The organism is Streptomyces sp. NPDC003016 (assembly GCF_053591455.1).
The window spans coordinates 89,978-114,784 of sequence record NZ_JBSFTV010000025.1; the positions used below are offsets into that span (position 1 = coordinate 89,978).

17 protein-coding genes and 3 pseudogenes are annotated in these 24,807 nt (G+C 68.8%); 7 read left to right on the plus strand and 13 right to left on the minus strand.

The window, feature by feature from the left end; genetic code table 11:
* Positions 1-17: 17 nt before the first annotated feature.
* The gene (locus tag ACWDZ4_RS21930) at positions 18-6,122 is read left to right on the plus strand and encodes an SDR family NAD(P)-dependent oxidoreductase (RefSeq protein WP_451510084.1); all 6,105 of its coding nucleotides are present in this window, start codon (positions 18-20) and stop codon (positions 6,120-6,122) included.
* Positions 6,123-6,332: 210 nt separating this feature from the next.
* Positions 6,333-7,050 (plus strand): annotated as a pseudogene (locus ACWDZ4_RS21935) (IS6 family transposase).
* A 260-nt stretch (positions 7,051-7,310) separates the two neighbouring features.
* Here the strand turns inward: ACWDZ4_RS21935 and ACWDZ4_RS21940 are convergent.
* Together ACWDZ4_RS21940 and ACWDZ4_RS21945 are read right to left on the minus strand one after the other, a co-directional pair.
* Positions 7,311-7,919, minus strand: a complete 609-nt coding sequence (locus tag ACWDZ4_RS21940; protein ID WP_451510085.1) for a DJ-1/PfpI family protein — start codon at positions 7,917-7,919, stop codon at positions 7,311-7,313.
* A complete protein-coding gene (locus tag ACWDZ4_RS21945) occupies positions 7,916-8,917 on the minus strand; it encodes a GlxA family transcriptional regulator (RefSeq protein ID WP_451510086.1) in 1,002 nt (333 codons plus the stop codon). Before ACWDZ4_RS21945 ends, ACWDZ4_RS21940 begins: the two co-directional genes overlap by 4 nt.
* A gap of 745 nt (positions 8,918-9,662) precedes the next feature.
* Here ACWDZ4_RS21945 and ACWDZ4_RS21950 point away from each other — a divergent pair.
* The 4 genes and pseudogenes from ACWDZ4_RS21950 to ACWDZ4_RS21965 all read left to right on the plus strand — a co-directional run bounded on the left by ACWDZ4_RS21950 (position 9,663) and on the right by ACWDZ4_RS21965 (position 12,160).
* A complete protein-coding gene (locus tag ACWDZ4_RS21950) occupies positions 9,663-10,292 on the plus strand; it encodes a LysE family translocator (RefSeq protein WP_451510087.1) in 630 nt (209 codons plus the stop codon).
* A gap of 387 nt (positions 10,293-10,679) precedes the next feature.
* A pseudogene (locus ACWDZ4_RS21955) lies at positions 10,680-10,990 on the plus strand (helix-turn-helix domain-containing protein); the annotation flags it as partial.
* Positions 10,991-11,123: 133 nt separating this feature from the next.
* Positions 11,124-11,345, plus strand: a pseudogene (locus tag ACWDZ4_RS21960) (IS256 family transposase); the annotation flags it as partial.
* Positions 11,346-11,575: 230 nt separating this feature from the next.
* Positions 11,576-12,160, plus strand: coding sequence for an AMIN-like domain-containing (lipo)protein (locus tag ACWDZ4_RS21965; protein ID WP_451510088.1), 585 nt, complete (start codon positions 11,576-11,578; stop codon positions 12,158-12,160).
* Positions 12,161-12,239: 79 nt separating this feature from the next.
* Here ACWDZ4_RS21965 and ACWDZ4_RS21970 read toward each other — a convergent pair whose 3' ends face one another.
* From ACWDZ4_RS21970 to ACWDZ4_RS21990, 5 genes are all read right to left on the minus strand, one after another.
* Positions 12,240-12,401, minus strand: coding sequence for a hypothetical protein (locus ACWDZ4_RS21970; protein WP_451510089.1), 162 nt, complete (start codon positions 12,399-12,401; stop codon positions 12,240-12,242).
* A gap of 19 nt (positions 12,402-12,420) precedes the next feature.
* A complete protein-coding gene (locus ACWDZ4_RS21975; RefSeq protein WP_451510090.1) occupies positions 12,421-13,158 on the minus strand; it encodes an IS6 family transposase in 738 nt (245 codons plus the stop codon).
* A 16-nt stretch (positions 13,159-13,174) separates the two neighbouring features.
* Positions 13,175-13,930: a transposase family protein gene (locus ACWDZ4_RS21980; protein WP_451510091.1), complete on the minus strand. Its 756-nt coding sequence runs from the start codon at positions 13,928-13,930 to the stop codon at positions 13,175-13,177.
* A 303-nt stretch (positions 13,931-14,233) separates the two neighbouring features.
* Positions 14,234-15,592, minus strand: a complete 1,359-nt coding sequence (locus tag ACWDZ4_RS21985; protein WP_451510092.1) for an aldehyde dehydrogenase family protein — start codon at positions 15,590-15,592, stop codon at positions 14,234-14,236.
* 6 nt (positions 15,593-15,598) lie between these two features.
* Complete coding sequence (locus ACWDZ4_RS21990; protein ID WP_451510093.1) at positions 15,599-16,540, minus strand: hypothetical protein; 942 nt, start codon at positions 16,538-16,540, stop codon at positions 15,599-15,601.
* A gap of 212 nt (positions 16,541-16,752) precedes the next feature.
* On the opposite strand from ACWDZ4_RS21990, the gene ACWDZ4_RS21995 reads away from it, so the two are divergent.
* On the plus strand, positions 16,753-17,670 hold the full coding sequence (locus tag ACWDZ4_RS21995; protein ID WP_451510094.1) for a class I SAM-dependent methyltransferase: 918 nt from the start codon (positions 16,753-16,755) through the stop codon (positions 17,668-17,670).
* A gap of 85 nt (positions 17,671-17,755) precedes the next feature.
* On the opposite strand, the gene ACWDZ4_RS22000 is transcribed toward ACWDZ4_RS21995, so the two are convergent.
* From ACWDZ4_RS22000 to ACWDZ4_RS22025, 6 genes are all read right to left on the minus strand, one after another.
* Positions 17,756-18,982 carry a beta-ketoacyl-[acyl-carrier-protein] synthase family protein gene (locus tag ACWDZ4_RS22000; protein ID WP_451510095.1) on the minus strand — a complete coding sequence of 409 codons (1,227 nt, stop codon included), beginning with the start codon at positions 18,980-18,982 and terminating at the stop codon, positions 17,756-17,758.
* Positions 18,969-19,979: an acyl-ACP desaturase gene (locus ACWDZ4_RS22005; RefSeq protein WP_451510096.1), complete on the minus strand. Its 1,011-nt coding sequence runs from the start codon at positions 19,977-19,979 to the stop codon at positions 18,969-18,971. The genes ACWDZ4_RS22000 and ACWDZ4_RS22005 overlap by 14 nt, the downstream gene beginning before the upstream one ends.
* Before the next feature lie 20 nt (positions 19,980-19,999).
* The gene (locus ACWDZ4_RS22010) at positions 20,000-21,226 is read right to left on the minus strand and encodes a beta-ketoacyl-[acyl-carrier-protein] synthase family protein (RefSeq protein WP_451510097.1); all 1,227 of its coding nucleotides are present in this window, start codon (positions 21,224-21,226) and stop codon (positions 20,000-20,002) included.
* Positions 21,223-21,507 carry an acyl carrier protein gene (locus ACWDZ4_RS22015; RefSeq protein WP_451510098.1) on the minus strand — a complete coding sequence of 95 codons (285 nt, stop codon included), beginning with the start codon at positions 21,505-21,507 and terminating at the stop codon, positions 21,223-21,225. The genes ACWDZ4_RS22010 and ACWDZ4_RS22015 overlap by 4 nt, the downstream gene beginning before the upstream one ends.
* Before the next feature lie 136 nt (positions 21,508-21,643).
* Positions 21,644-22,795, minus strand: coding sequence for an SDR family oxidoreductase (locus tag ACWDZ4_RS22020; RefSeq protein ID WP_451510099.1), 1,152 nt, complete (start codon positions 22,793-22,795; stop codon positions 21,644-21,646).
* Positions 22,796-22,931: 136 nt separating this feature from the next.
* Positions 22,932-23,918, minus strand: a complete 987-nt coding sequence (locus ACWDZ4_RS22025) for a cytochrome P450 (protein WP_451510100.1) — start codon at positions 23,916-23,918, stop codon at positions 22,932-22,934.
* Between the last annotated feature and the right edge of the window lie 889 nt (positions 23,919-24,807).

The window sequence follows — 24,807 nt, forward strand, 5'->3', positions numbered from 1 at the left end:
CACCGAGGAGTAACTGCATGCCCCTCACTCCGCCCGAACCCGTACCCCCAGCCACCGAACCGCTGTCGATCGCAGTGATCGGTTGCAGTTCGCTCCTGCCCGGCTCCGTGAGCATCGAGGGATTCTGGCGGGACGTCCTGTACAAACGCGACCAGATGAGGGAGGTACCCGACACGCACTGGCTCCCGGCTGACTACTTCGACTCCGACCCGGCCGCGCCGGACAAGACGTACGCACGGCGTGGGGCGTTCCTCCCACCCGTCGCCTACGACCCCTTGGCCTTCGCAACCCCCCCGGCGACCCTGGAGGCAACCGACACCGCACAGCTACTGTCGCTGGTCGCGGCCGAACGCGCCCTGCACGACGCTTTCGGTGACGCCTTCGCCCAGTCGGCCCGGGAGCGGACCGGGGTGGTGATCGGCACCGGCGCGCTGGAGCTGTCGTCGCACATGTCCTCACGCCTGCAGCGCCCGGTATGGCTCAAGGCGTTGCGCGAATGCGGTGTGGAGGAACAGCAGGCCCAGCAGGTGTGCGACCGGATCACCGACCACTATGTGCCCTGGCAGGAGGCCACCTTCCCTGGGCTCCTCAGCAACGTCGTGGCCGGCCGCATCGCCAACCGCTTCGATCTGCACGGCATCAACCACACCACCGACGCGGCCTGCGCCAGCTCGCTGGCGGCCCTGTCCGTGGCCGTGGACCAGTTGGCCCTGGGCCGGGCCGACGTCATGCTCGCAGGGGGCGTCGACACCCTCAACGACCCGACCATGTATGTGTGCTTCAGTGAGACCACCGCGCTTTCCCCGAGCGGCGACTGCCGACCCTTCTCCGAGGACGCGGACGGCACCATGCTCGGTGAGGGACTGGTGATGTTCGTCCTCAAGCGGCTGAGCGACGCGGAACGCGACCACGATCGCGTCTACGCCGTGCTGAGGGGACTGGGATCGTCCTCGGACGGGCGCGGCAGCGCCGTCTACGCCCCCGATGCTGCCGGCCAGATCCGCGCACTCGACCGCGCCTACGACATGGCCGGCTACAGCCCGGGAACCGTCGAGCTCGTCGAAGCCCATGGAACGGGCACCACAGTGGGTGACGCGACCGAGTTCGAAGCCCTGCGCCGTGTCTTCACCGGCGCTGGGCGCACGGATCGGCCGTGGTGTGCGCTGGGATCCGTCAAATCCCAGATCGGTCATACCAAGTCCGCCGCCGGGGCCGCGGGCCTCCTCAAGGCGGTCCTGGCCCTGCACCACAAGATCCTGCCACCCACCATCAAGGTGAAGCGGCCCAATCCGCGTCTCGACCTGGCCTCCAGCCCGCTGTACCTGAACACCGAGGCCCGCCCCTGGGTCCGCGCGGACGACCACCCGCGCCGGGCCTCGGTGAGCAGCTTCGGATTCGGCGGCAGCAACTTCCACCTCACACTCGAGGAGTACCGTCCCGCCTCCCGCGCGTGTTCCGGCCCTGCGGGCGGCAAGTCACAGAGCCGCCGCGGTGCTACTGGCGGCACCACCTGGCGACTGCGCAGCGCCCCCAGCGAACTCGTCGTTGTCGACGCCGACAGCACGGAAGAACTCCTGCGGCGGGCGAGGCGCCTGCACCGGGACCACGCCACCTTGGCCGACGCCGCCCGTGCCGGCCAACACCGCTTCGACCCCACAGCCGCCGTCCGGCTCGCCCTGATCTGCTCCGACGCGGCGGACCTGGAGGAGAACATCCGGCGGGCCGCGGTCGCCGTCGAGGCCGGCAGGACGCACTTCAGCCTGCCCGGCGGGAAGGTCCACTTCGACGGTCGGCCCGCCACCGCCGACGCGCCCGGCGACCTCGCCTACGTGTTCTCCGGGCAGGGCAGCCAGTACCTCGGCATGGGCGCCGATCTGGCGATGACCTTCCCGGAAGCACTCGATGCCTGGGACCGGACGGCCTGGCTGCAGACGGACGGCGCCGCCATACACCACGTGGTCTTCCCTCCGCCGGCGTTCACCGACGAGGAGGCCCGCGCCCAAGAGACGCTGCTGACCGGGACACGCTGGGCCCAGCCGACGCTCGCTGTGGCGCAGATGGCCCAGTTGCGGCTGCTGACCCGGCTCGGACTGTCTCCGGACTGCGTCATCGGGCACAGCTTCGGCGAGCTGGTGGCACTGCACGCCGCCGGTGTCTACGGCGAGACGGACCTCGTGCGCCTCGCCGCCGCCCGCGGTGAACTGATGGCGGCGGCTGCCCGTACAGAGGGCGCCATGCTTGCCCTGACCGGCGCCGTCGGCGGCGTCGACGACCTCCTGACGCGGCTCGGCGGTCAGCAGATCTGGGTGGCGAACTTCAACAGCCCCACCCAGACAGTGCTGTCCGGCAGCGTCCAAGCCATCACCTGGGCCGAGCAGGAGGCCCGGCAGGCCGGATTTTCGACGCACCGGCTACAGGCATCGGCCGCCTTCCACAGTCCCCTGGTCGCCTCGGCGGTCAAGCCGTTCACTGCCTGCCTCGAGAACACGCCGATCGCCTCGCCGCACCTGCCCGTGTACGCCAACAAGGACGGAGGCATCTACCCCGCCGGCGCCGCGCGTATCCGCGACCGCTTGGCCGAACACCTCGTCTCGCCCGTGCACTTCGCCCGCGGTATCGAGTCGATGTACGCGGCCGGGGTCCGCACCTTTGTCGAAGTCGGTGCCGGCTCGGCCCTGAGCGGCCTGGTCGGGCAGATCCTCGCTGACCGCCCCCACCTGGCGGTGAGCCTGGACCGACGCGGATGCAACGGCGTCACCGCCTTCCACACGGCGCTGGGCCGACTCGCGGCCGCCGGTGTGCGTCTCGACTTCGACGAACTCTGGACGTCCTATGATCCAGCCCACCTGAGGCTCCCGAAGGAGAAGTCCGCCATGGCCACCGAGATCCTCGGCACCAACTACAAGCGCCCCTACCCACCGCCCGGTGGTGCGGACGCACTTCCCGCAGCGGACCCGCGTTCCGGAAGCGACACGGGAGGCCCACCCTCGCCCTGTGCCGCCCAGCCCTCTCCGCAGGCTTTCGAAGAAACGCCGTCGCACTGCGCGGCCCGGTCTGCCGCCGAGCAGGCTGCGGTACCTGCGGGCGAGGCCGTTGCCGTGCATAGCACGGCGATGTACCACTGGCTCAGCACCTTCGAACAAGTCCAGCACCACAACAGTGAAGCCCACTCCGCCTACAACCGGGCCATGGCCGAGAGTCACATGGCGTTCATGCGGACAGCCGAATCCTCACTGAACGGGCTCACCTCGGCACTGGGCCGAACAGTCGTGCCCCCCGGCCCCGCGGCCGATGACCTCTTCGCGCTGTCGGCGGCCGAGCAGGAGCCGATGCTGTCAGCCGAGCCGGAGCCGCTTGTGCCGCCCGAGCCGGGGCTGCCGCCCGAGCCTGAGTCCGCCGCTGTGGTCTCGCGGGCGCCCGCTGAGGCAGCAGCACAGTACTCGCAGGCGACTTCCACACAAGCAGTGTCTCCCGCCCCCGGCCCGGTTCCCGGACCCGCACCGGTCACCATGGCCACGCCGGCTTCTGCGTCCGGCGAGTCCGTGTCCCCGGAGGGTTCCGCCGACGTGTCGGTGCGGCGCATCGAGGATCGGCTTCTGCAGATCGTGGCCGAGCAGACCCGCTATCCGCGCGAAATGCTCGACGCCACCATGGACCTGGAGGCCGATCTGGGCGTCGATTCCATCAAGCGTGTCCAGATGCTGGCACGGATCCGCTCGGACGTACCGGACCTGCCTGATGTCGACACCGCCGACCTGACCAGACTGCGTACCGTCGGTGAGATCGCCGCACGGTTCGCCACAGCCCGCGGATCCCGCGCACAAGCCAGTGGCACGGCGTCCGACGACGGTGACGACTCGGAGAGCGATCCAAACACCCCTCTGTTGCGGATCGTGCACCACTGCGCCGAGGCTCCGGCACCGGGCTTCCGTCTGCCCGGTCTGTTCGGTCGTACCCTACGAGTGACCGACGACGGTGCGGGCGTGGCACCCGCCCTGGTGGACATCCTCGCAGCACGCGGCCAGTCCGCGTGTGTCGTCGACGAGGTGCCGTCCGACGCGGAAGCCGTGCTCCACCTCGGTGGGCTTCGTGCGGTCACCAGCACCGAGTCGGCCCTGGCCGTACTGCAGGACGCCTTCACCGTGGCCCGGCGCATCGCCGCACACGCCGCCCGCAGCAGCGGGGTCTTCGTCGTGGTGCAGGACACCGGGGGAGAGTTCGCCGTCTCTGGCACGAGTGGCCAACCGATCCTCGGAGGTCTTGCCCCGCTGGCCCGGACGGCAGCCCTGGAGTGGCCCAGTGCCACAGTCAAGGCCGTCGACTGTGCCCGGGACCCGCACGACCCGCGGGTCACCGCCCGCCGGCTGGCCGACGAGCTGCTAGAGGGAGGCGACGAACCGAACGTCGGTCTGCGCCAGGACGGCACACGGGTCCTGTTGGGGACCACCGCAGCCCCGTTCACCGAGCCGACCGCGTCCACCTTCCGGGGCCTGGGACCCGACTCCGTGCTTCTGGTCACCGGTGGCGGACGAGGCGTGACCGCCGCGTGCATGCGGCACCTGGCTGCGGCGCACCGGCCCCGTCTGGCCCTGATCGGCCGGACCCCCCTGGAGGAGGAGAGCCCGGCCCTGCGCGAGACACATGGTGAAGGTGAGATGTACCGGGCCCTGCTCCACCAGGCGCGAACCCGCAACGGCGGCGCCGGGCCGTCCCCTGCCGCTGTCCGAGCCCAAGCGAGGGCGGTCCTGGCCTCGCGCGAGATCCGCGCCACGCTGCACGCCCTGCGGCAAGCAGGGGCCCAGGCCCGCTACTACACCGCCGACACCACCGACCGGGAGGCGCTGCGGCAAGTCGTGGACGACGTTCACGCCGCGTGGGGACCAGTGACCGGCATCATCCACGGGGCCGCGGTCATCGCGGACAAGGAGATCGCCGAGAAGACGGACGAACAGTTCGCCCGCGTGCTGGGCACGAAGGTGCACGGACTGCTGGCCCTGCTCGACGCCGTCGGTGACGATCCGCTCGACCTGCTGTGCCTCTTCTCCTCCGTCAGCGCTTGGACCGGCAACGCCGGACAGTGCGACTACGCCATGGCCAACGAGGCTCTGGAGCACCTTGCCATGTCACAGGCGGCCGAACGGCCTGGCTGCCGCGTCAAGGCCATCGCATGGGGTCCCTGGCAGGGCGGGATGGTCACTCCGGATCTCGCTGACCACTTCCGCCGGCAGGGCCTCGCCCTCATCCCCGTTCCCGCCGGTGCTCAGGCGTTCGTCCACGAACTGGAAGCTCCCGCCGGCAACCGCGTGCTGATTTCACCGACTGCGCTGTACCCCGGTCCGTCCGGAGGCATCGTCCGTCGCCGCACCACGGCAGGCGACGTCGTCGTCTCCCGTGACAGCCACCCGCATCTCCTCGACCACGCCATCGACGGCACACCAGTCATCCCCCTGGTACTCGGCGCAGAGTGGATCCTGAGGGCCACCTGCGGCCGCCGCCTCACCGACCTCGAGGTCCTGCGACGCATGGCACTGGAAGCCGGCGGGCGCGGCCATCCCCTCGTCGTGGCCCTGCGCGTCGACAGCGCGTCGGACGGTTCGCGTGTCGCGCACCTCAGCCAGTACGGGCCGGCCCCCTCCTATCGTGCGCTGCTCCCGGTCGATCCATGCCTGCCCGAGCCACCAGACTTCGACGTCGCGGACGACGACACGGGCACGGGCATATGCGCTCCCTACGCTGCCCGGAGCCTCTTCCACGGCCCCTCCTTCCAGGTCATCGAACGCATCCGGATCCTGGGCCGCGCCGGTGCCCACTCCACGGTGCGCGGGTTGCGCGAGGCGGACTGGCCCCGGGAGCCCTGGCACACCGATGTGGCAGCCATGGACGGGGCGCTGCAGACCGCGGTGCTGTGGGTCGAGCACACATGGAAACGCATCACTGTGCCCATGGGTGTCGAGGACTACCTGCTCCACGCCACCGGCCCGGCCCCTGGCCCCGTGCGGTGCTCGGTACGCCCGGTGTCGGTCCGAAGCAGTGAATTGACCTGCGACATCGCTCTGTGGGACGAGCACGGTACTCCACGCGCGCAGATGCGTGGCGTCACTCTGGTCACCCGCCCTTCCTGAGTTCCGCAGAACAGTGCTACGCAGGTCTGCACCGTCACCTCACCATGAGCTGACCCCGGTTTCTTGGAGTTGGGCTGCCCCGAGTTTCGTAGCGGCCGGTTTGTGTGATTTCAGACGGCGTCCGTGGTCGCCTGGGATCGGTGGGGCACTGTCACGTCGGCTGGGCGGGTGGGATGATCTTCTGGTTGATCTTGCTGGGAGGGGTTGTCCATGGGGAGCGCGGCGCCGTCGTACAAGGGGCACCGGTACCCGGTCGAGGTCATCTCCCGCTGCGTGTGGCTGTATTACCGCTTCCCGCTGTCGTTCCGCGAGGTCCAGGAGCTGATGTTCGAGCGCGGCGTGTCCGTCTCCTATGAGACGGTGCGGCGGTGGTGTGCGAAGTTCGGGCAGCAGTACGCAGGCGCGTTGCGCCGTCGGCGGCCTCGGTCTGGGGGCAAGCGGCAGCTGGATGAAGTCTTCATCAGGATCAACGGCGAGCAGCGGTACCTGTGGCGGGCTGTCGACCAGGACGGCAACGTGCTGGCCATCCTGGCGCAGAACCGCCGGGACAAGGCTGTGGCCAGGTGTTTTTCCGCAGACTGATAAAGAAGACCGGTACGGTGCCGCGGGTGGTCGTCACGGACAAGCTCCGCTCCTACGGCGCGGCCCACCGCGAGGTCATGCCCTCGGTGGAACATCGCTCGCACAAGGGTCTGAACAACCGGGCGGAGAACAGCCACCAACCCATAAGGCAGCGGGAACGCGCCATGAAGGGCTTCCACAGTAGCGGCGGGCCCAGCGGTTCCTGTCCGCGTTCAGCGGCATCTCACCCCGCTTCCGACCCCGCCGCCACCTGATGACCGCCACCTGATACCGCACCGCGATGACCATCCGCTTCGCCATGTGGGACCAGGCCACCGGCGCCGCCGACCAGCCCGCCCAAGCCTGAACACCAGCCCGAACCCCGGACCCCACCACGCTCCGACGCTTCGTCAGAGGCCCACGCAGCCAACAACGTGACAGCGCCGTTCCAGCAACTCGGGATCCAGCGGCCGTCCGGCTACCTCGAGCAGGAACCGGCGAGTCAATCGCTGACGGACGATCTGTTCCGCGGGCTGTTCGCAAGCGCGGGCTCGCCGCGTTCCTCGCCGTGGGCGTGGTGCTCGGCGCAGTCGGTCGACGGCGCCGAGCGCGGCCGGCCAGGAGCGGTCAGCCGACGATGGGCTCGTCGGCGAGGTAGGGCGGCGCGGGCTCGTACTGGATGTACCGGCGCACCGCGCGGGCGTGCTCGCGCCCGTGCAACCGGCCCACCAGCCACAGGGCGCTGTCGATCCCGGCGGACACGCCCTGGCTGGTGAGCAGGTTGCCGTCGACGACGTAGCGGGCGTCGCGGACGACGGTGACGTCACCGTGCGCTTCGAGCGCGTCCTCGTAGCTCCAGTGGGTGGCGACGCGCCGCCCGCGCGCGGGCCCGGCGGCGTGCAGGAGCACCGCGCCGGTGCACACGCTGCTGACCCAGGAGACCTGTGCCGCGGTCTTGGCGATCCAGCCGGTGACGACCGGGTTGTGCGGCTCCGTCTCGCGAGCCCCGCGTCCACCGGGGACCAGCAACACGTCGAGGGGCGGGTGGTCGCCGAATGTGTGGTCGGGCAGGACGCGCATGCCCTTGCTGCAGCGCACGGGCTCGAACTTTTCGGAGATCAGGATGGCGGTGTCCACACCGTCGCGCAGCATCGAGGACACGGTGAACACCTCCCAGGGGCCGACGAAGTCCAGCTCCTCGGCATCGTTGAAGATCAGCAGCCCGTAGGTGGTCATGAATGCTCCTGTTCCTGTTGCAGTTCCGCATGGGCGGTGGTGGTGGACCGAAACCGTGCCCGGTAATCGGAGGGCGCGATGCCCAGGTGACGGTGGAAGGTGCGGCGCAGCGTCTCGGCGGTGCCGAACCCGCAGTGCCGCGCAATGGCCTCGACCGGGTCGCCGCCCTCAGCGAGCGCGCGCTGGGCGGCCTCGATACGTACCCGCTCCACGTACGAGGCGGGCGGCGTCCCCAGTTCGGCGGTGAACCGGCGCTGCAGATGTCGCGGGCTCAGCCGCGCGCTCTGCGCCAGGTCGGCGATTCCGTGCCGGGCGCCGGGGTCGGCGTGTATGGCCGACACCGCGGCACGGATCGGGTCGGTCGCGGGCTCTTTCGACCACAGTGCCACGCTGAACTGGGACTGACCGCCGGGCCTGCGCAGGAACATGACCATCTCGCGGGCTACGGCATGGGCGACGTCCCGCCCCAGGTCGTCCTCGACGAGCGCGAGGGCGAGATCCATTCCAGCGGTGACACCGGCCGACGTCCACACATGCCCGTCCCGGATGAAAATGGGCTCGCAGTCGACTTCAACACCCGGATGTTCCCGGATGAGTTGCTGTTCGCGCGCCCAGTGGGTGGTGACCCTGCGCCCGTCGAGGAGTCCGGCGGCGGCCAGCAGGAACACCCCGCTGCACACTGAGGTGACACGGCGGGCACTCGCCCCTACCTCTCGGATCCACCCGGTCAGCCCCACATCGAGGCGCGCTTGGTCGACTCCCTTGCCACCGGCCACAACCAGAGTGTCGACACCCTCGGGATCCACCTCGTCCACCCCGTACCCGGCGTGGACCGGAAGCCCACTCGCCGCCGACACCGGCCCGGAATGAGGCGCCGCCACCAGGCAGCGATAACCGCCGGCCAGCTGCCCGGCGTGCTGGAACACCTCGTGCGGGCCGACGAGGTCGAGCGGCTGAAACCCCTCGTAGATCACGAAAACAATGCTGCGCTCCTTCACGCCTCCACCCTCGGGGATCCGGTGTGATGGCGTCTACGACACACACCCCACAGATCGCGCCGAAAGAAGCTGCTGAAGATCAGGGGCACGTAACGGCAACCGTCACAGGAAACCTCAGGTCCCTCGTCGGCCGCCTCGGATCACTGCCGCATTGACGCACCTCGACTTCACCGCTGACAGACGATCTACTCCTCAGACTGCTGCCCACGACCAGCACGAGCACCCCGAAAGACCGTCACACCAGCCCCTTGGCCAGCGATGGCAAGTTGGCGGAGGCTCACTGAGGACCATCCCCGCATGCGCGGGGAGCAGACTCCGTGACCTGCGACTCTATGGCCGGCCGGCACGGTTCTCGACCACTTTCACCGAACCCGTCAAACAACCCATAAGCCGCGACCTCTCACCTGCGCCTGCCGACCAGGCGGCAAAGCCCAACGCCACCGCACCACCCCACCATGGACCTTCGCGAACACCACTGTTCGCCAAACCGGCGAGAACACCCGCCGCCGCAGTACACGAATCCGCGCATGCGTCCACACCCACAGAGCACCAGCACCAGCGGTCCCCCGGCCCAGACGGAACCCCCACCGTCTGAGACCGAGGTCGCTTTTCCAGGATCTCGATCGTCTGCTGCTGTTCGCGGTTCCCCTTGCGCAGTCGCTGGTCAACTCGCCGGATTCGGCCGAGCAGCGGCAGTTGCGGTATTTCGCTGTCTCCTGACCGGAGGAGGTGGGAAGATCCTTCGATGCCGGTCGATCCGCACCTCCTTGCCGTGTTCACGGTGAGCACCATCGTGGCCCTGGTCACTCCCGGGCCCGACATGCTGTTCGTACTCGGGTGCGGTATGCGGGGCGGTGCCCGCGCCGGGCTGCTGGCCACGGTGGGCGTGATCACGGGGGACGCGTTGTACATCGCCGTGGCGGCCGCCGGGCTCGCCACGCTGCTGACGGCGTTCCCTGTCGTGTTCACGGTGCTACGGATCGCGGGCGCCGCGTACCTGATCTATCTCGGTGTCCAGATGATCCGTAACCGTAAGAGCAGTCGGGCCAGCGACCCCGTCACTGGCGGGATGTCGGGTCGGCGCGCCTTCCTCAACGGCGTGGTGTCCTCCATGGCCAACCCGCAGACGTTCGCGTTTATGGTGGCTTTTCTTCCCCAGTTCATAGACCCCACGGCAGGGACTGTCTGGCTGCAGTTCACCGTCCTCGGCGGCGTCCTGATCGTCCTGGAGTTCCTGGCCGACGGTACGGTCGGTGTTCTGGCAGGGCGGATCGGCAATTGGCTGCGCGGTCGTGAGGCAGTCCGCCACCGGATGGACGCCGCGACCGGGAGCGTGTTCATCGGCCTGGGCGTCACCCTCGCCTCCGAACGCTGACCTCACCCACGGGGGCGCACCGAAGCTCCAGCCGTGCCACGCCTTCGTGCAACGCATGAACCTGAGCCGGCAGACCGACTCGATGCCTGGCGTCGTCGTCGCCCGCAGGAAGCCTCTGACGGGTCCGGCCCACTCGAATGCTCGCCGGCCAACCGGAGTGCTCAGTCACACCGGGCCAGCACGGTCCGGGGCTCGCTCGCGTATCCGCGGGGTCGGAGGGACGGCCGCTATCTGCCTATCAGCTCGTTGAGCAGGGTGACGACGATGGCACCGATACCGAGCGCCGCCCCGAGTGCCGGGTTATGGAGAACGACGGCGACGGTTACTGAGGTTTTCGGGTTGTCGTCGGGTAGTGACGGTTGATGATCCTTGCGGTATGCCGGTGCTATGCGTTATCCGGAGGGTGGGGGCCTGACCGCTGAGCGTCGGGCGTTTCGTGAGGGGATCCGGCTCCAGGCCGGGAGGCGGTTCGCGGCGGGTGAGAGGACCGCGGTGATCGCGAGGGATCTGCGGGTGAGTGTGCGGTCGGTGGAACGGCGGCGCCGTTCCTGGCGCGAGGGCGGGCTGGAGGGTCTGCGGCCAGCAGGTCCGGAGGTCCGGCGAACGCGCCGACGGTCACTGATGCCCAGTTCGCCGTGCTCGAGGAGGAACTCGGCAAGGGCCCGGCAGAGCACGATTTCGACGACCAGAGGTGGACAGCTTGGAAGAACGGCTGATGAGGAAACACGGTTGGTCGTACACCGACAGTTGTTACTGAGCTTTTCAGGGGGACTGTAAAAATAACGGCTGATCCGCCCAGTGAGGAGGAGAAGCCAAGTAACGGATCAGAGCGTGGAGTTGGAGCAGATCGGAACTGCCGGGGCGGCTCAGGCTCCGCAGGTTGCGGATGACCAGCTGATCGCGATGCTGGTGGACCGGGCCCGGAGCGAGGGCCTGCAGTTGACCGGCGAGGGCGGGCTGCTGCAGCAGCTGACCAAGCGGGTCCTGGAGGCCGCCCTGGAGGGCGAGATCACCGATCACCTCGGCTACGACAAGCACGAGGCGGCCGGCCGGCCCACCACAGTCTGAACACACACCCGGACCGCGTGCCAACCGCGCCCCGACACACCATCAGACCGAGTCCCCCCAAGCAGCCGTCACCCTCGCCTCGCTCCTGATGTGGGCGTGACACTTTGACGACAGCTCCTAGCATCTTCGGATCGTCGGGCTCCGAACAGTGCAACCATTCGGCCCACCTGGCTGTCTCCCTAAATATCCGGCACACCACCTCCCTAGGGGACGAAATGGGAAGAAACAGAACTGCATGGGCGACAGTAGTCGCACTCGTGGCCGCCACGGCGGGAGTGGCAGCGGTCCCGGCCGCGGCCGCAACGACCACCACCACGCAGACCACGGACTGCCCGACCAGCTGGGGCAGTTCGGCCAAGACCCGCTCCGCCACGACGGCGGAGTCGGTGACGAACATCAGGACCGGTCGGCACGCCTGCTTCGACCGCATGGTCGTCGACGTCCCCGGCGCGGGCACCAGCGGCCTCGGCTATTCCGTCAGGTATGTCAGCCGTCTCCACCAGGACGGTTCGGGCAAATACCTCCCCGTCGGCGGCGGCGCCGTCCTCGAGGTACGGGTCATCGCTCCCGCCTACGACCCCGCCACCGGGAAGCCCACCTATCCCGTGCGGGCCGGTCAGCGCCTGAAGGGCGTGGACCTCTCGGGATATCGCACCTTCACCGACGCCCGGTTCGGCGGCAGCTTCGAAGGGGACACACAGATCGGGCTCGGTGTCCGGGCGCGGCTGCCGTTCCGGGTGTCGGTGGCGCCCGACCGGGTCGTGATCGACGTGGCGCACAACTGGACGGGGGCACGCTGAGGCTCTTATGGGTGCCCTGACCGAAGTTCCCTGGCCCGAGTACCCGTATCCGTGGATCCACGGTGAGCCCCGTGGCCCGTCAAACCGCCGGCCCGACCAGTTCTTCCAGTACGTCTTCCACGGTGACGGAACCCAGGACCGCGCTCTTGTCGCCGGTGGCATCCACGGACAGCTCAAAGACCGCGCCCTGGACAACCCGCTCTTCCCCCTCATCACCGCCCGGGGCGGCGAACAACTCCACCTCAGGCGTCAGCCTTGACTCAAGCTGCGGAGAGCTGGCCGGCGGCGCCAGTGATCTGGTCCCAGATCGCGAAGCGGCTGAGCATCTCAGTGCGGTGGTCGGGGGCGGTCATCAGGTGCCGTCGGGGACGGAAGCGGGGTGAGATACCGCTGAAGGCGGACAGGAACCGCTGGGCTGCGCCGACGCTGCGGGAGCCCTTCATCGCGCGTTCGCGTTGCCTGGTGGGCTGGTGGCTGTTCTCGGCCCGGTTGTTCAGCGCCTTGTGGGAACGGTGTTCGACAAAGGGCGGGACCTCCCGGTGGGCCGCGCTGTAGGAGCGGGGCTTGTCAGTGACGATCGCCCGCGGCGCCGTGCGGGTCTTTGTGAGAAGACGCCGGAAGAAGCGCCTGGCCGCGGCCTGGTCGCGGCGGTTCCGTACGAGGATGTCGAGGACGTTGCCGTCTTGACCGACGGCCCGCCACAGGTACCGCAACCGACCGCCGATCTTGATGAAGACCTCGTCCAGGTGCCACTTGTCACCGGGCTTCGGCTGCCTGCGGCGCAATGTGCCGACATAGGTATGCCCGAACTTGGCGCACCAGCGGCGGATCGTCTCGTAGGAGACGATCACGCCGCGTTCGAGCATGGGTTCCTCGACCTCGCGGAAGCTGAGCGGGAAGCGGTGATACAGCCACACACAGTGGGAGACGACCTCGACCGGGTACTGGTGACCCTTGTACGGCGGCGGCGTGCTCTCCACGTACGGCCCCTCCAGCATGGAGCCCTTTCCCACCTCAGGTTGAGGCGTGGTGAAGGGCCACGATGGCCTTCACGATGTCGGTGATCCGGTTGGTGGTGCAGCGGAGTTTCCGCAGGAGGCGCCAGCCCTTCAGGGTGGCCATGGCCTGCTCGCCGAGGCAGCGGATCCTGGCGTGGGTGCCGTTGTGCCGTCGCTTCCATCGCTTGAGCCGTCGGCCCCGGAACGGGACCCGGACAGGGCGGCCGGCGCCTTGGTATGCCTTGTCCGCCCAGCACTTCACGTCCGCGTCGGCGAGGACATCGATGATGCCGCGAGTCCGCGCGGCGGTCAGGTCGTGGGTGGAGCCCGGTAGTGCGGGCGAGGCCCACAACAGGCGTCCGAATGGGTCGGTGAGGACTTGGACGTTCATGACGTGGCGTTTGTGCTTGCCCGAGTAGTACGGGGTGTCGGCGGCGATTCGGTCGATCGGCAGCAGGGTGCCGTCCAGGATCACGAACGCCTTCGAGCGCACGGTCTTCATCACTTCGGCCAGGGTCGGGGCGAGGGCGGCCAGGACGTCGACGGCCTCGCGTATGTAGCGGTAGGCCGTTGCGACACCAATGCGGAACCCGGCCGCGAGTTGGACGTCGGTATCACCACATCGCAGGTGGGCCGGGGCGAGCAGGGCCTGTCGGCCTATCGGCAGCCGTCGCCATCGCGTTCCGATCTCGCGCTGCCGCGCACGGAGTTGTCCCGTCAGGTAGCGCAAGGTGTGGCTGGACAGATCGATCGTCGACGGGTGGACAAGCACACGAAGCTCCTGGCGGACACGAATGATCTTGGTCGTGAACCCGTCTACCAGGAGCTTCTTTGCGTTGTACAGCAGCCCACCTCGACGGCGCCGCCGTCAGATTGGAAAGGGCTCATTGCCTCGTCCCTGAATTCAGGGCTGAACTTCCTACGCTTTGGTGCCACGTGCTCTCTCCGCCGCTCCGGACTTCGATCCTATCGGGGACCCCTGTCCGAAAACTTCGGAGCGGCTCATACAACCCACACAACCCCAGCCCGCACACCACCCAACTCACCAATCACCCACCCCTCCAACAACATCAGTTCACTCGGCGGTACGCGTTCGTGTCAGCGCCCCGAACGCGTCCCGGGGCAGCAGACCGGGTTGCGGGGCCGCATTGAGGCGAATCCTGGTGAGGGGAAGGGTGGCGAACTGGGGAAGAAGCTGGTGGATCCTCGTGCGGGTGAAGACACCGGCGTGCGGACCGGCGTGACGTGCAAGGTGCAGGGCTTCCGACCATGCCGTGTAGCGAGTGACCAGCGCCACGGGAGCGTGGGGCGCGGGATTCGGGATGGCTTGATGGGCAACAGGCGCGCTGAGAATGACCGGCTCGAAGGTGTGGTGGGGTCGTGGCTGGAGCGGCACTCCGTGCACCGGATGCGCGCCGGCTTCTATCGTTTCCTGCATCCACTGCGCCATCCATCGGGCCTGGCTATCGCTCAGCTTCGACAGCTGGTTCATGCGGGCGGAGTGTTTGCGGGTGGCTTCCTTGAAGCAGTGGAGAAAAGCGTCCGAGTGACACGCGTGCACCACGATCAACGGAGTGGCCGCGCAGTGTCGGCCCGCACGGGCGAACGAGGCGCCGACGGCGGCTCGCGCTGCTGCGCGGATATCGGCATCATGACGAACGATCAGCAGACCACGACTCGTCGGATAAGGCGCCGACACGTGACTGGGGCCAGGCGGGCAGCACTGGGGGGCCTGTGCGTCGGTGTGCTCGGCCAGGGTGGCGCGCAGAGCGGAGCCACCGGGGCCTGTGGAGCTGACGAACTGCCAGGTGTGGTCCGGCAGGCCGGCGGCACGGGCCAGCCAGGCCAGCCGCAGCGTGATCGGCAGGGTGTGCTCGTCCACCTGAGTGATCACGCAGTGTCCGGTCACCAGCGCGGGGACCACTCCCTCCACGAGTGAGGCCAGCGGGCGCGCGGGATCGACACAAGAGGCCATCACGGCATCTCCGTCCAGCGGCCTGCCACGCGTCGGACAGCGAGCGGACCAGGGTATGCGGATCGCGAAGAAGCCGTTTCGGTAAGCCGCCGAGCACGAGGCGAGCAGACGGCCTGTCGCAGACTGCTCGTGGACGGCGTCCAAGGGACCGAGACCACACGCGCGCATGAGCGCGAGCTGGAACAGGGAGTTCTGCGTGTACATCAAGGCACGCAGACGTCTGAGAAAGCGCAATCGGTGTGAGGGCGTGGAGGCAGTGGCCCATGCGAGCTGCGCCACCCGCGCTCGCTCCACTGCGCGGAAAACGTCCTCGGGTGTCGACTGTGCCGAATCCCCCAGCCGATATCCCGTGAACGCGCTGAGCATGGCATCCGGTGGCCCCGGTGCCGAAGCCAGCAGGCCGAGAGTGGTGAGGTCCGGCAAGTCCTTGCAGAATTCTGGCTGTGCGTTGGCTGGCATCTTCCCTCAGTGCTCGTCGAGGAGCGGAGTTGGAGGGTCCGGTAAGGGCTCTCGTGCGGGCCCCGTCCGGCCGCCGGAGTCCGGGAGCGCGCGGCGGGTACGGCCCACGGTGTTCCGCGGGGTCGATGGGCTGCTGTCCACCGGCAGCAGCGTTCGTACAGCCGCTTGCGCCAAGAAGCCACCGGGCCGGGCCAGCAGCATCGTGACGGCGGCGGTCAGGGTCCATCCCGGGGCGCCGAGCAGCAAGGGGGGACAGCCCGCAAGGGACCCGATGACCAGGCAGGGGCCCAGAAGCCAGCACGCCGCGATGGCTGCCTGGCGGTGGGCGGCGGTGCCCCGGACCGGAGCTCCGCCTCGTCGGGCGGCGACACGGTACTGATGGCTCCACAACGCCACCAACGTGATGATGTTGAGGAGGAACAGCGTCCCGAGGTGAACCGCGAGGGGAGAGGCCACCCAGTCCCCCGCCCGCTCGACCAGTGACACACCGGAATCGAGTTCCCCAGGGGAGGGCGTGAGGAAGCGTGTCATACCGGTTCCGTCCCAGCCGTGGATGACAACGGTGTACAGCGCCACATGCGGCCACAGCATCTGTGCGACACCTGCCCATGCGTAACCGCGCCGCAGGAGCTGGATGGCGCAAACAAACCCGGTGGCGCCCACGGCGAGACAGGCCGCGGCGAAAGCTGCGGCGAACCACACCGGCGGACGCGGCAGTACGTGCATCGTCTCCCAGGACGGGAACCGTTCCAGCAGCCACAGTCCGCTGGGCGCGAGCAGTGTGCCCAGGTAGAGCAGAGCCGCGGGGAAAGCCGAGTTGGAGCCGTGACCGTCCCCGTCCTGACGGTCGGTGGGGGGCGCGGTACTGGCGCGGCCCCGTCCTGCCTCGTCGAGGACCGCGAAGCCGGCGCCCAGCCCGAAGGCCATCAGAAGGTCGACCTGAACCATAAGTGCTCCCTTTCGACGACACACTGGAGGTCATGGAGGCGAATACCAGTAACCACTTAGCTGAAAAATTCGGGGACTCACACCTTTGAGTGAACATGGGATGGCGCCTCTTTCTCCGCTTCACCGCTCTGGTCAGCATGGTGCTCACTCGCCGGGGACACCGGGGCACACGCAACGGGCGTTCGGCGGGAACCGATGACTGGAGGCACTCCATGTCAGGCGAGACCATGGCGCTGGACGGGGCAGGCCCGGACGATATCCGCTTCCATTACGACGTTGGTACTCCCTTCTTCGCCTTGTGGCTGGACCCGGAACTGACCTATTCCTGTGCGCTGTGGGACGACGTGGCGGGGCCGGGTGAGGACAGCGCCGCGCTGCAGAAAGCGCAGCGAGCAAAAGTGGACTACCACTTGAAGCAGGCCGGAGTGGTGGAGGGGAGCCGTCTGCTCGACGTGGGGTGTGGCTGGGGAAGTCTGCTGGCCAGAAGCGTCCAGACGGCAGGCGGCGCGGCCGCCGTGTCCGCCACGGGCCTCACCCTCAGTCGTGACCAGTACGATCACGTGCGTTCGCTCCACCTGCCGGGCACCGAGGTGAGACTGGAGCACTGGAGGGATCACCGCCCGTCCCAGCCGTATGACGCCGTGGTCTCGATCGGGGCGTTCGAGCACTTCGCGCAGCCCGGCATGGACGCGGACGAGCGCATCGCCGCCTACCACCGGTTCTTCGAGGCCGCTTTCCAGTGGCTGCCGGCTCGTGGCCGTCTGTCGTTGCAGACCATCGCCCTGGACGATGTGGTCGAGCAGGACGGGACGCTGCGTGCGTTCTTCGCCGGCGAGGTCTTCCCTCAGTCCGCACTGCCGCGGTTGTCGCAGATCCTCCGGGCCGCCGACCCTCTTTTCTCCTTGTCCGCGCTGCGCGTCGACCCGGACGACTACGTACGCACACTGCGCTGTTGGGCCGATCGCCTGGACGAGAACCGGGAGCAGGCCGACCAGTTGGTGGGGCCGCCGACCGTGCGCGGCTTCCTGCGTTACCTGCGGGTCTCGCAGCACATGCTGCAGCGTCGGCTGTCCACGCTGTACCGGATCACCCTGGAACGCAGGCGCAGCAGACTGCCGCTGTCGCTGTGACCCGGCACCGGCTTCTGCAGAGCCGTCCCCGACGCCCAGGACATCCGACGCCCGAGCGGCCGTCACGCGCGCCAACTCCGCCCGGTCACGGGGCATGGAACAACAGAGCCGTGTTCTGCCCGCCGAAACCGAAGGAGGTGCTCACCGCGGCGTCCATCGGTGTACGGCGTGGCCGGTGGGTGACGATGTCCAGTTCCAGCCCGGCGTCCTGCCGGAGCAGGTTGGCGGTCGGCGGAACCTCCTGGCGTTCCAGCGCCAGCACGGTGAACGCGGCTTCGATGGCACCCGCCGCGCCGAGGGCATGTCCGATGACGCTCTTGGTCGCGGTCACCGCCGGCGACGCGCCGTCGTACACCCGTCGGAGGGCGGCCGCCTCGGCTGCGTCACCCGCACGCGTCGAGGAGCCGTGTGCGTTCACATGTCCGACGTCACGCGGTGCAGAACCGGCATCCGCCAGTGCGGCGCGGATCGCCTGTTCGGCTCCGGTCCCGTGCGGGTGGGGGGCAGTGGGGTGGTGGGCGTCCGCGGAGGCTCCGTAGCCCCGCAGCAGCGCCCGGATCCGGGCGTGTCGGTTCCGGGCGTGATCGATGCGTTCCAGGACCAGGACTGCGGCGCCCTCGCCGAGCACGAATCCGTCGCGATCGACGTCGAACGGCCGTGACGCCGCCTGCGGGTGGTTGTTGCGGCGGGACAGCGCGCGCATCTGCGCGAAGCAGGTAGCGGTCATGCGTGAGCGCGCGGATTCACTGCCGCCGGTGAGTACCACGTCACAGGCGCCGGCCAGAAGCAGATAGCGGGCCATGCCGATGGCGGTGGCACCGGACGCACAGGCACTGGCCACTGTGAAGTTCGGGCCGCGTGCGCCGAGAGCCATGCCGACTTCGCCAGCCACCATGTTGGGCACGCTGCGCGGCAGGGCGAGCGGTGACACGGCGGTTGGCCGTCCGTCACCGAGGCGGCAGAACTCCTTCACATAGGTTTCCAGGCTGTTGCTGCCGACTCCGAGGACGATCCCGGTCCGCTCATCGAGCCCGGCTGTGCGTTCCAGGCCTGCGTCCGCCACGGCTCTGTGCGCCGCTGCGAGGGCGAGATGCGTGAAACGGTCCAGGCGCCGGGACAACCGGGGTCCGAGTTCCGCGGCGGGATCGAAGTCGGGGACGCGGCAGGAGAAGTCCACCGGGAGCCCAGCCAGACAGGGATCCTCGGCAGCCAGGGACCGGCCTGCGCACAGGGCTGACCAGTTGGCCCCGATGTCCGTGCCTGCGGGGGTCACCAGCCCGAGGCCGGTGACAGCCACCTCACCTCGCCGCATCGCCGTTGCCTCCCCGACCTGGTCCTTCGGCTGCCGCGGCGCCCGGGAGCAGCATGCCGTGCCGCCTCAGCGGTGGCCGCACACGCTGAAAGCGTCTGGCTTTGTCATGCAGTTCCTCCACGTGCTGTCCGATGCGGTCACGGGCACGTTCCCCGGCCGGTCCGAGCCCCGTGCGCTCCATGATCTTGAGCCTGCGCAGCAGAGGCAGCACGACGTGATCGCGGTGCACCTCCACGTCGTAGATCCCGGCCGCGGCGATGCGCGCGGCCTTGGCCCGGAACCCGGGGATGTCGTGCCCTGGCATCTGGAAACTGCAAAGGACGTCTGCCAGGGCCGGCACGAATTCTTCGGGGGCCAGGGCAAGGGCACCCGCACAGAGGTCCCGGTAGAAGATCATGTGCAGGTTCTCGTCGGCGGCGATGCAGGCCGTGAGCCGGGCGAGCAGCAGGTCGCCCCCGATCTGACCCGCATTGCGGTGAGCCTCGCGCGTAGCCAGTTCCTGCACCGTGACGTAGGCCAGGGCGTGCACGACGGAAGGCTGGTCACTGGTGTACCCGGAGCTCATGTGACGCATGCGGGCCCGCTCGAGCGCAATGGGATCCACTCCCCTGCTGGCGTACAGGTATCCGCGCAGGGCGTCGGCGTGGCGGGCTTCCTCCGCGGTCCAGCGGTGCACCCAGGTTCCCCACGCGCCGTCGCGGCCGAAGCGCACCGCGATCTCCCGGTGGTAACTGGGCAGGTTGTCCTCGGTGAGCAAGTTGACCACCAACGCGTCGCGGACGGCCGCCGGCAGGCTCGACTGTCCGGGCCGCCAGGGTTGCCCGTTCAGTGGTCCGTCGAAGTCCTGCGCCTCGCTCCAGGGCACGAGCTCGTGCGGGAACCACTCGCGCGAGACCGCCAGGTGCCGGTCGAGGCTGCGGGCCGCGCACGGTTCGAGTTCCGCGAGAAAGTCGACAGTCGTCCGCTTCCCGCGCGGTGGGGGGTCAGGGGTCTGCATGAGGCCGGCCTCCTGCGCCTTCAGGGCTGTTGGAAGATCAGTACGGTGTTCTGGCCGCCGAACCCGAAGGAGTTGCTGGCCACGGCCGCCATGGAATGGGCGCGTGGTCCGCCGGTGACGACGTCCAGCTCGATCCCGTTGCCGAGCCGGTTCAGGTTGGCCGTCGGGTGGATCGTCTGCCGGTCCAGTGCGAGGACACAGCAGACGGCTTCGATGGCTCCCGCGCCGCCCAGGGTGTGCCCCAGGATGCTCTTGGTGGCGGTCACCGGCGGAGATGCCGGAAACACCTGCCGCAGAACGCGGGCTTCGACTTCGTCGTTGAGAGGGGTTGAGGTGCCGTGCGCGTTGACGTGATCGATGTCCTGGGCTTGCAGCCCGGCATCGGCCAGTGCCAGCCGCAGCGCCCGCAGCGCGCCTTCCCCACGGGGATGGGGAGCGGTGGGGTGGTAGGCGTCTGCTGTGCTCGCGTGGCCGGTGAGCCGGGCATAGACCCGGGCGCGCCGAGCTTGCGCGTGGTCCGCGCGCTCCAGTACCAGAACGCCGGCTCCCTCACCGAGGACGAATCCGTCCCGGTCGGCGTCGAACGGTCGTGAGGCGCCCGCAGGATCGTGCGCCCGGGTGGAGAGCGCTCCCATGCGCCAGAAGGTGACGGCGCCGATGGGATTGCAGGCCGAGTCGCTGCCGCCCGCGATGACGAGGTCACAGGCGCCGGCGTCCAGCAGCATCCTGGACACACCGATGGCCGTGGCGCCGGAAGCGCACGCGGTACTCACCGACAGCGTGGGGCCTCGGGCTCCGAGCGAGATGGCGACCTCCCCCGCCGCCATGTTGGGCTGGCTGCGCGGTACCGCGGTGGGTGAGACGGCGCGGTAGCGGCTTTCCGCGATGGCCTCACACACCTTCGGCATGGTGTCGAGGCTGCCACCTCCCGCACCGATGACGACGCCCACCCGGACGGCGTCCCAGTCGGCAGGGTGAAGACCGGCGTCGTCCACCGCCTCCAGCGCCGCTACGAGGGCGAGTTGGATGAAACGGTCGGTACGCCACCCGAAACCCTTACCGACGGCGGCTGACAACCCGTCGTCCGGCACACGGCACGAGAAGGACACGGGCAGTCCGCGAAGATGCCGGTCGGGTAAGGCCGTTGACGTGCCTCGGCAGAGGCCTTCCCACGTGGCGGCCACTCCTATACCGGCTGCTGTCGCCAGTCCCAGGCCGGTGACGACGACAGGAGTCGGTTCCGTCATCGGTCGGCCGAAGGGTCGGCGGAGGCGTCGACTGCCTGACGCAGGAGCAGGGCAATCTGCTTCAAGGTGGTCTGCGGTCCCATCGGAACTTCCTTCTCCTGGAGGTCGACACCGGTGTCGTCCTCGATCACGACCAGCAGCTCGATGAGGGCCAGAGAATCGAGTTCGAGTTCCTCGAACGTCGCGTCCGGGTGCAGGTGCTCCGTGTCGATCTCGAAATGTTCGCGCAGCAGCTTCACGAGGTAGTCCTCGGTGAGCTCGCCGGAGGCCGGTGCAGGCATGGGATACGGTCCTTTCGTGACGAAGAGGGCCACGGCGCCAGGTGCCGGCCGCCGTGTACGGACGAGCCGTGCAGCGTGTGCATACCGGGCGGGCACGGGAAACGGGGCCGGGCCGCCTGCCGCACGGCGGGATTGCCTACGGAGCGGTCGCGGCAGGAACCGTCCGGGTGGCGGTGAGACCTCCGCGTAACGTCGCCAGCAGGTAGTCCCCGCTGAGGGGTGCGGGCGGAGCGATTCCGTGGCGGTCGTCCGCGGCGTCCAGCGCGCCGCGCGCGTAGCGCCGCCTCAACCCGCCATAGCGGCTGACTCCGGCGCTGAGGGTCTCTACGTACAGTTCGGCCGGGCTGGGGTCAAAGCGCTGCTCCGTCAAGTGAAGGTGAAGCCACGGAACCATCTCCTGCATGGCGTCCATGAGTGTGGCCACCGGGGTGTTCGTGGGATGGACGACATGGAAGGTGCGTACGCCCGCATCCTGTGGCCGGACGAGGCGCACCATGGCATCCGTCGCGTATTCGATCGGCAGGATGTTGAGGGCGGCGTCCACATGGCCCGGCATCCGTAAGGTGTGACGCCCGTCGCCGATGGGATGCAGTCCGAAGCGCCGGCCGAAAGCCGCTCCGCGACGGGCGGTCAGGTTCAGCCGGGCGCCCAGTACGGCGTGCGGATGGCGGGGTGCCCGAGGTGGCAGTGGGCGGTCGGTGACCAGCACACTCGGGCGCAAAATCGTGACCCGTCGGTCCGCCGCCTCCAGCACCCAGTCATGTACGGCCTTCTCCGCACGGTACTTCGATTCTTCGTAGGCGGTCAGAAAGCCGTGGGAGGCGTCGAGGTCGTCCTCGCCCACCAGACCGTGGCGGCGCGCCCCGGCGACATAGGCGGTGCTGACATGGACGACGTGTGGGCGATGAACGCCGGCTGCGGCCAGCGCCAGCACCTGGCGGGTGCCTTGTACGTTGGCGCGCTGCAACTGGCTCGGGTCGGTATCGAGGCCGACCAGGCCGGCACAGTGCCAGATGGTTTCGAGCCGGTCGGCGAGTCGTTTGAACGCAGCGTCCTCCAGGCCGAGTCGGGGGCGGTCCAGGCAGACCTGGACCGGCAGGACCGTCTGCGGCAGCGAGGTGAGCACCTCGCGCGGGACACCGGTCGCGTGGAGCGCCCTGGTCAGGCGTCCCATTGCCCGTGCGGGAGGATCACGGACCAGGGTGATGATCCGGTTGCCACCGGCCAGCAAGCGGGCTGACAGATGAGATCCGACGAAACCGGTGGCCCCGGTGACTGCGATCTCCATACCTCTCCTCAGGGTCGGGGGCCTGGGCGTCTGTGACGCGATCGGGCGGCCTGTTGCCACGGGCGTCCGGTTGCCACGGGCGTCCGGTTGCCACGGGCGTCCGGTTGCCACGGCCGCGCGGCGGGAGACAAGGGGCTCAACGCCTCTTCGGCGGCTCACCGGTCAGCACGGGCACCGAGGCGAAGTGCCGGGCCACGTTGCCGCGGCATACGAGATCGCGGCGGTCGACCGCGAGACGGATCCCGGGGAAACGGCGAAGCAGCTCCGTCAGCGCCAGGCGGACCTGCGTCCTGCCCAGAGCAGCTCCAGGGCAGTAGTGCCGGCCATGGCCGAACGACAGGTGGTCACCCGGCGCCAGAGGGTGCCCATGCACCTCCCAGGGTGAGAAGTGGGCGAGGGGATCCACATTGCCGGCGGAAAAGCAGAGCACCACCACGTCGCCCCGGCGCAGTTGGTGCTGCCCCAGCTGCAGCGGCTCAGCCGCGAACCGCCACACACCGTAGGTGAAGGGGGCGGCCAACCGGATGAGGTCTTCCACCACCCTCGTGTCCATGGCGTCCGTCGTTCTCAACAAGGCGCGCACGGCGGCGCCCTCGTCCCGCTTGAGCAGATGGACCGCTCCGGCGGGGATCGCCGCGAGGGTGGAGTCGAGGCCGGCGAAGAGCAGGAAGACCAGGGAGTCCAGGAGTTCCCCGCCACAGATCAGGTCATCACCGTGGGCTCGGAGCAAAGCGGTGGTGAGGTTGTTCCCCGGATGCCGCCGGGTATGGACGAGGAGCCGAGCCATACATTTGCGCATCGCCTGGGCGGCCGCATCCATCGGCGGGGAGCGGGGATGCTCCGGTCCGCTGAGCCGCAGGCTCAGCTCCGCCAGTTCTCGGGCGTCTTCCTCGGGCAGGCCCAGCAGGTCGATGACGGATCTGACCGCGACGGGAACAGCCAGGTCGGTGACGAGATCACCGCCTCCTTGTGCCGCGAGACGGTCCAGCGCGCGGGTGACGGTCCGCCGTATCGTCGGTGTACGCCGCTCGGTGGCGTCGTTGGAGAAGAAGGGCTGGAGAAGAGCGCGCAGCCTTTTGTGGTCCGCACCGTCACTGCTGAGGACATGCCGCCCTGCCGACACCCCGTCCAGCGGATACCTGCGCGCCGGAAAACCGTGTGCCGAGTCCGTGACCCGACGCACGTCGTGAACCAGGAGTCGATTCCGAGCGGCACTTCGGATCTCCGCCGGCTGCGTCACCGCCCAGGCTCCCAGTCCGCCGGGGAGGGTCACCCGTTGTACGGGCCCGCGCTGACACAAGCGGGAGTACGCGCGCCGCGCCCCTTCTTCGGCGGTGGCCGGCAGCCCCCACTCACTTCGGTTCTCATCAGGGGCTCCGGTGCTGCCTTCCTCTTCACCTCTCACCGTGGAATCCCTTCCCTGCTCTTTGTCGTGCTCTTTGTCGTGTCTGATGCGCATCGGCGCCCGCCGGTTACCGTCAGCCGGCCGCAACCAGCGGGTGATGGGGCCTTGCCTACGGCGGTGCGGTGCCGGCAGCCGAACAGTTCCCGGCAGCGCATGGCCGGACACGGACCGGTGACAGATCTGGCGGGAGCGGCCGGTCGCGGGGGTGGTGTACTTCGGTTCCAGGCTTTCCGGTGGAAGCGTTTCACCCCGGCCGGCTTCTGCCTGGTCTGCCGTTGGCCTACTTCAGCGTCGCTCGCCCGGGCCGCCGGGGGCAACCTCTGTGACAGGGGCACGCGGAGCACCGGAAGAGAGCATGCTCACCTTCCTGGTACTACCGGCGCATTCGCCACCCAGCGGTTTCTCCGCGGTGTCGCGGACCGCCGGCGAGGGTGTCCGAACCCTCCCTGCCTGGCCACCCACATGCGGCCCGGAAGAAGAAACGATCCCACCTCAGGCGACAGATCCCGTCTCCCTCACGACGACAACGGGTCCGCCCATTCCCTGCCCATCCTCCCCGACCGTGTTTCACCCAGCCGGGGACCGCTGCACCGCTGGGGCTGCTGAT

Bases quoted from the DNA above. Each gene is read 5' to 3' on its own strand.
- ACWDZ4_RS22005 (WP_451510096.1), bottom strand. From the start codon at position 19,979: ATGCAGACCCCTGACCCCCCACCGCGCGGGAAGCGGACGACTGTCGAC.
- ACWDZ4_RS21965 (WP_451510088.1), top strand. From the start codon at position 11,576: ATGGGAAGAAACAGAACTGCATGGGCGACAGTAGTCGCACTCGTGGCC.
- ACWDZ4_RS21990 (WP_451510093.1), bottom strand. From the start codon at position 16,540: ATGGTTCAGGTCGACCTTCTGATGGCCTTCGGGCTGGGCGCCGGCTTC.
- ACWDZ4_RS21975 (WP_451510090.1), bottom strand. From the start codon at position 13,158: ATGCTGGAGGGGCCGTACGTGGAGAGCACGCCGCCGCCGTACAAGGGT.
- ACWDZ4_RS21950 (WP_451510087.1), top strand. From the start codon at position 9,663: ATGCCGGTCGATCCGCACCTCCTTGCCGTGTTCACGGTGAGCACCATC.
- ACWDZ4_RS22000 (WP_451510095.1), bottom strand. From the start codon at position 18,982: ATGCGGCGAGGTGAGGTGGCTGTCACCGGCCTCGGGCTGGTGACCCCC.
- ACWDZ4_RS21930 (WP_451510084.1), top strand. From the start codon at position 18: ATGCCCCTCACTCCGCCCGAACCCGTACCCCCAGCCACCGAACCGCTG.
- ACWDZ4_RS22020 (WP_451510099.1), bottom strand. From the start codon at position 22,795: ATGGAGATCGCAGTCACCGGGGCCACCGGTTTCGTCGGATCTCATCTG.
- ACWDZ4_RS22015 (WP_451510098.1), bottom strand. From the start codon at position 21,507: ATGCCTGCACCGGCCTCCGGCGAGCTCACCGAGGACTACCTCGTGAAG.
- ACWDZ4_RS21995 (WP_451510094.1), top strand. From the start codon at position 16,753: ATGTCAGGCGAGACCATGGCGCTGGACGGGGCAGGCCCGGACGATATC.
- ACWDZ4_RS22010 (WP_451510097.1), bottom strand. From the start codon at position 21,226: ATGACGGAACCGACTCCTGTCGTCGTCACCGGCCTGGGACTGGCGACA.
- ACWDZ4_RS21985 (WP_451510092.1), bottom strand. From the start codon at position 15,592: ATGCCAGCCAACGCACAGCCAGAATTCTGCAAGGACTTGCCGGACCTC.
- ACWDZ4_RS21940 (WP_451510085.1), bottom strand. From the start codon at position 7,919: ATGACCACCTACGGGCTGCTGATCTTCAACGATGCCGAGGAGCTGGAC.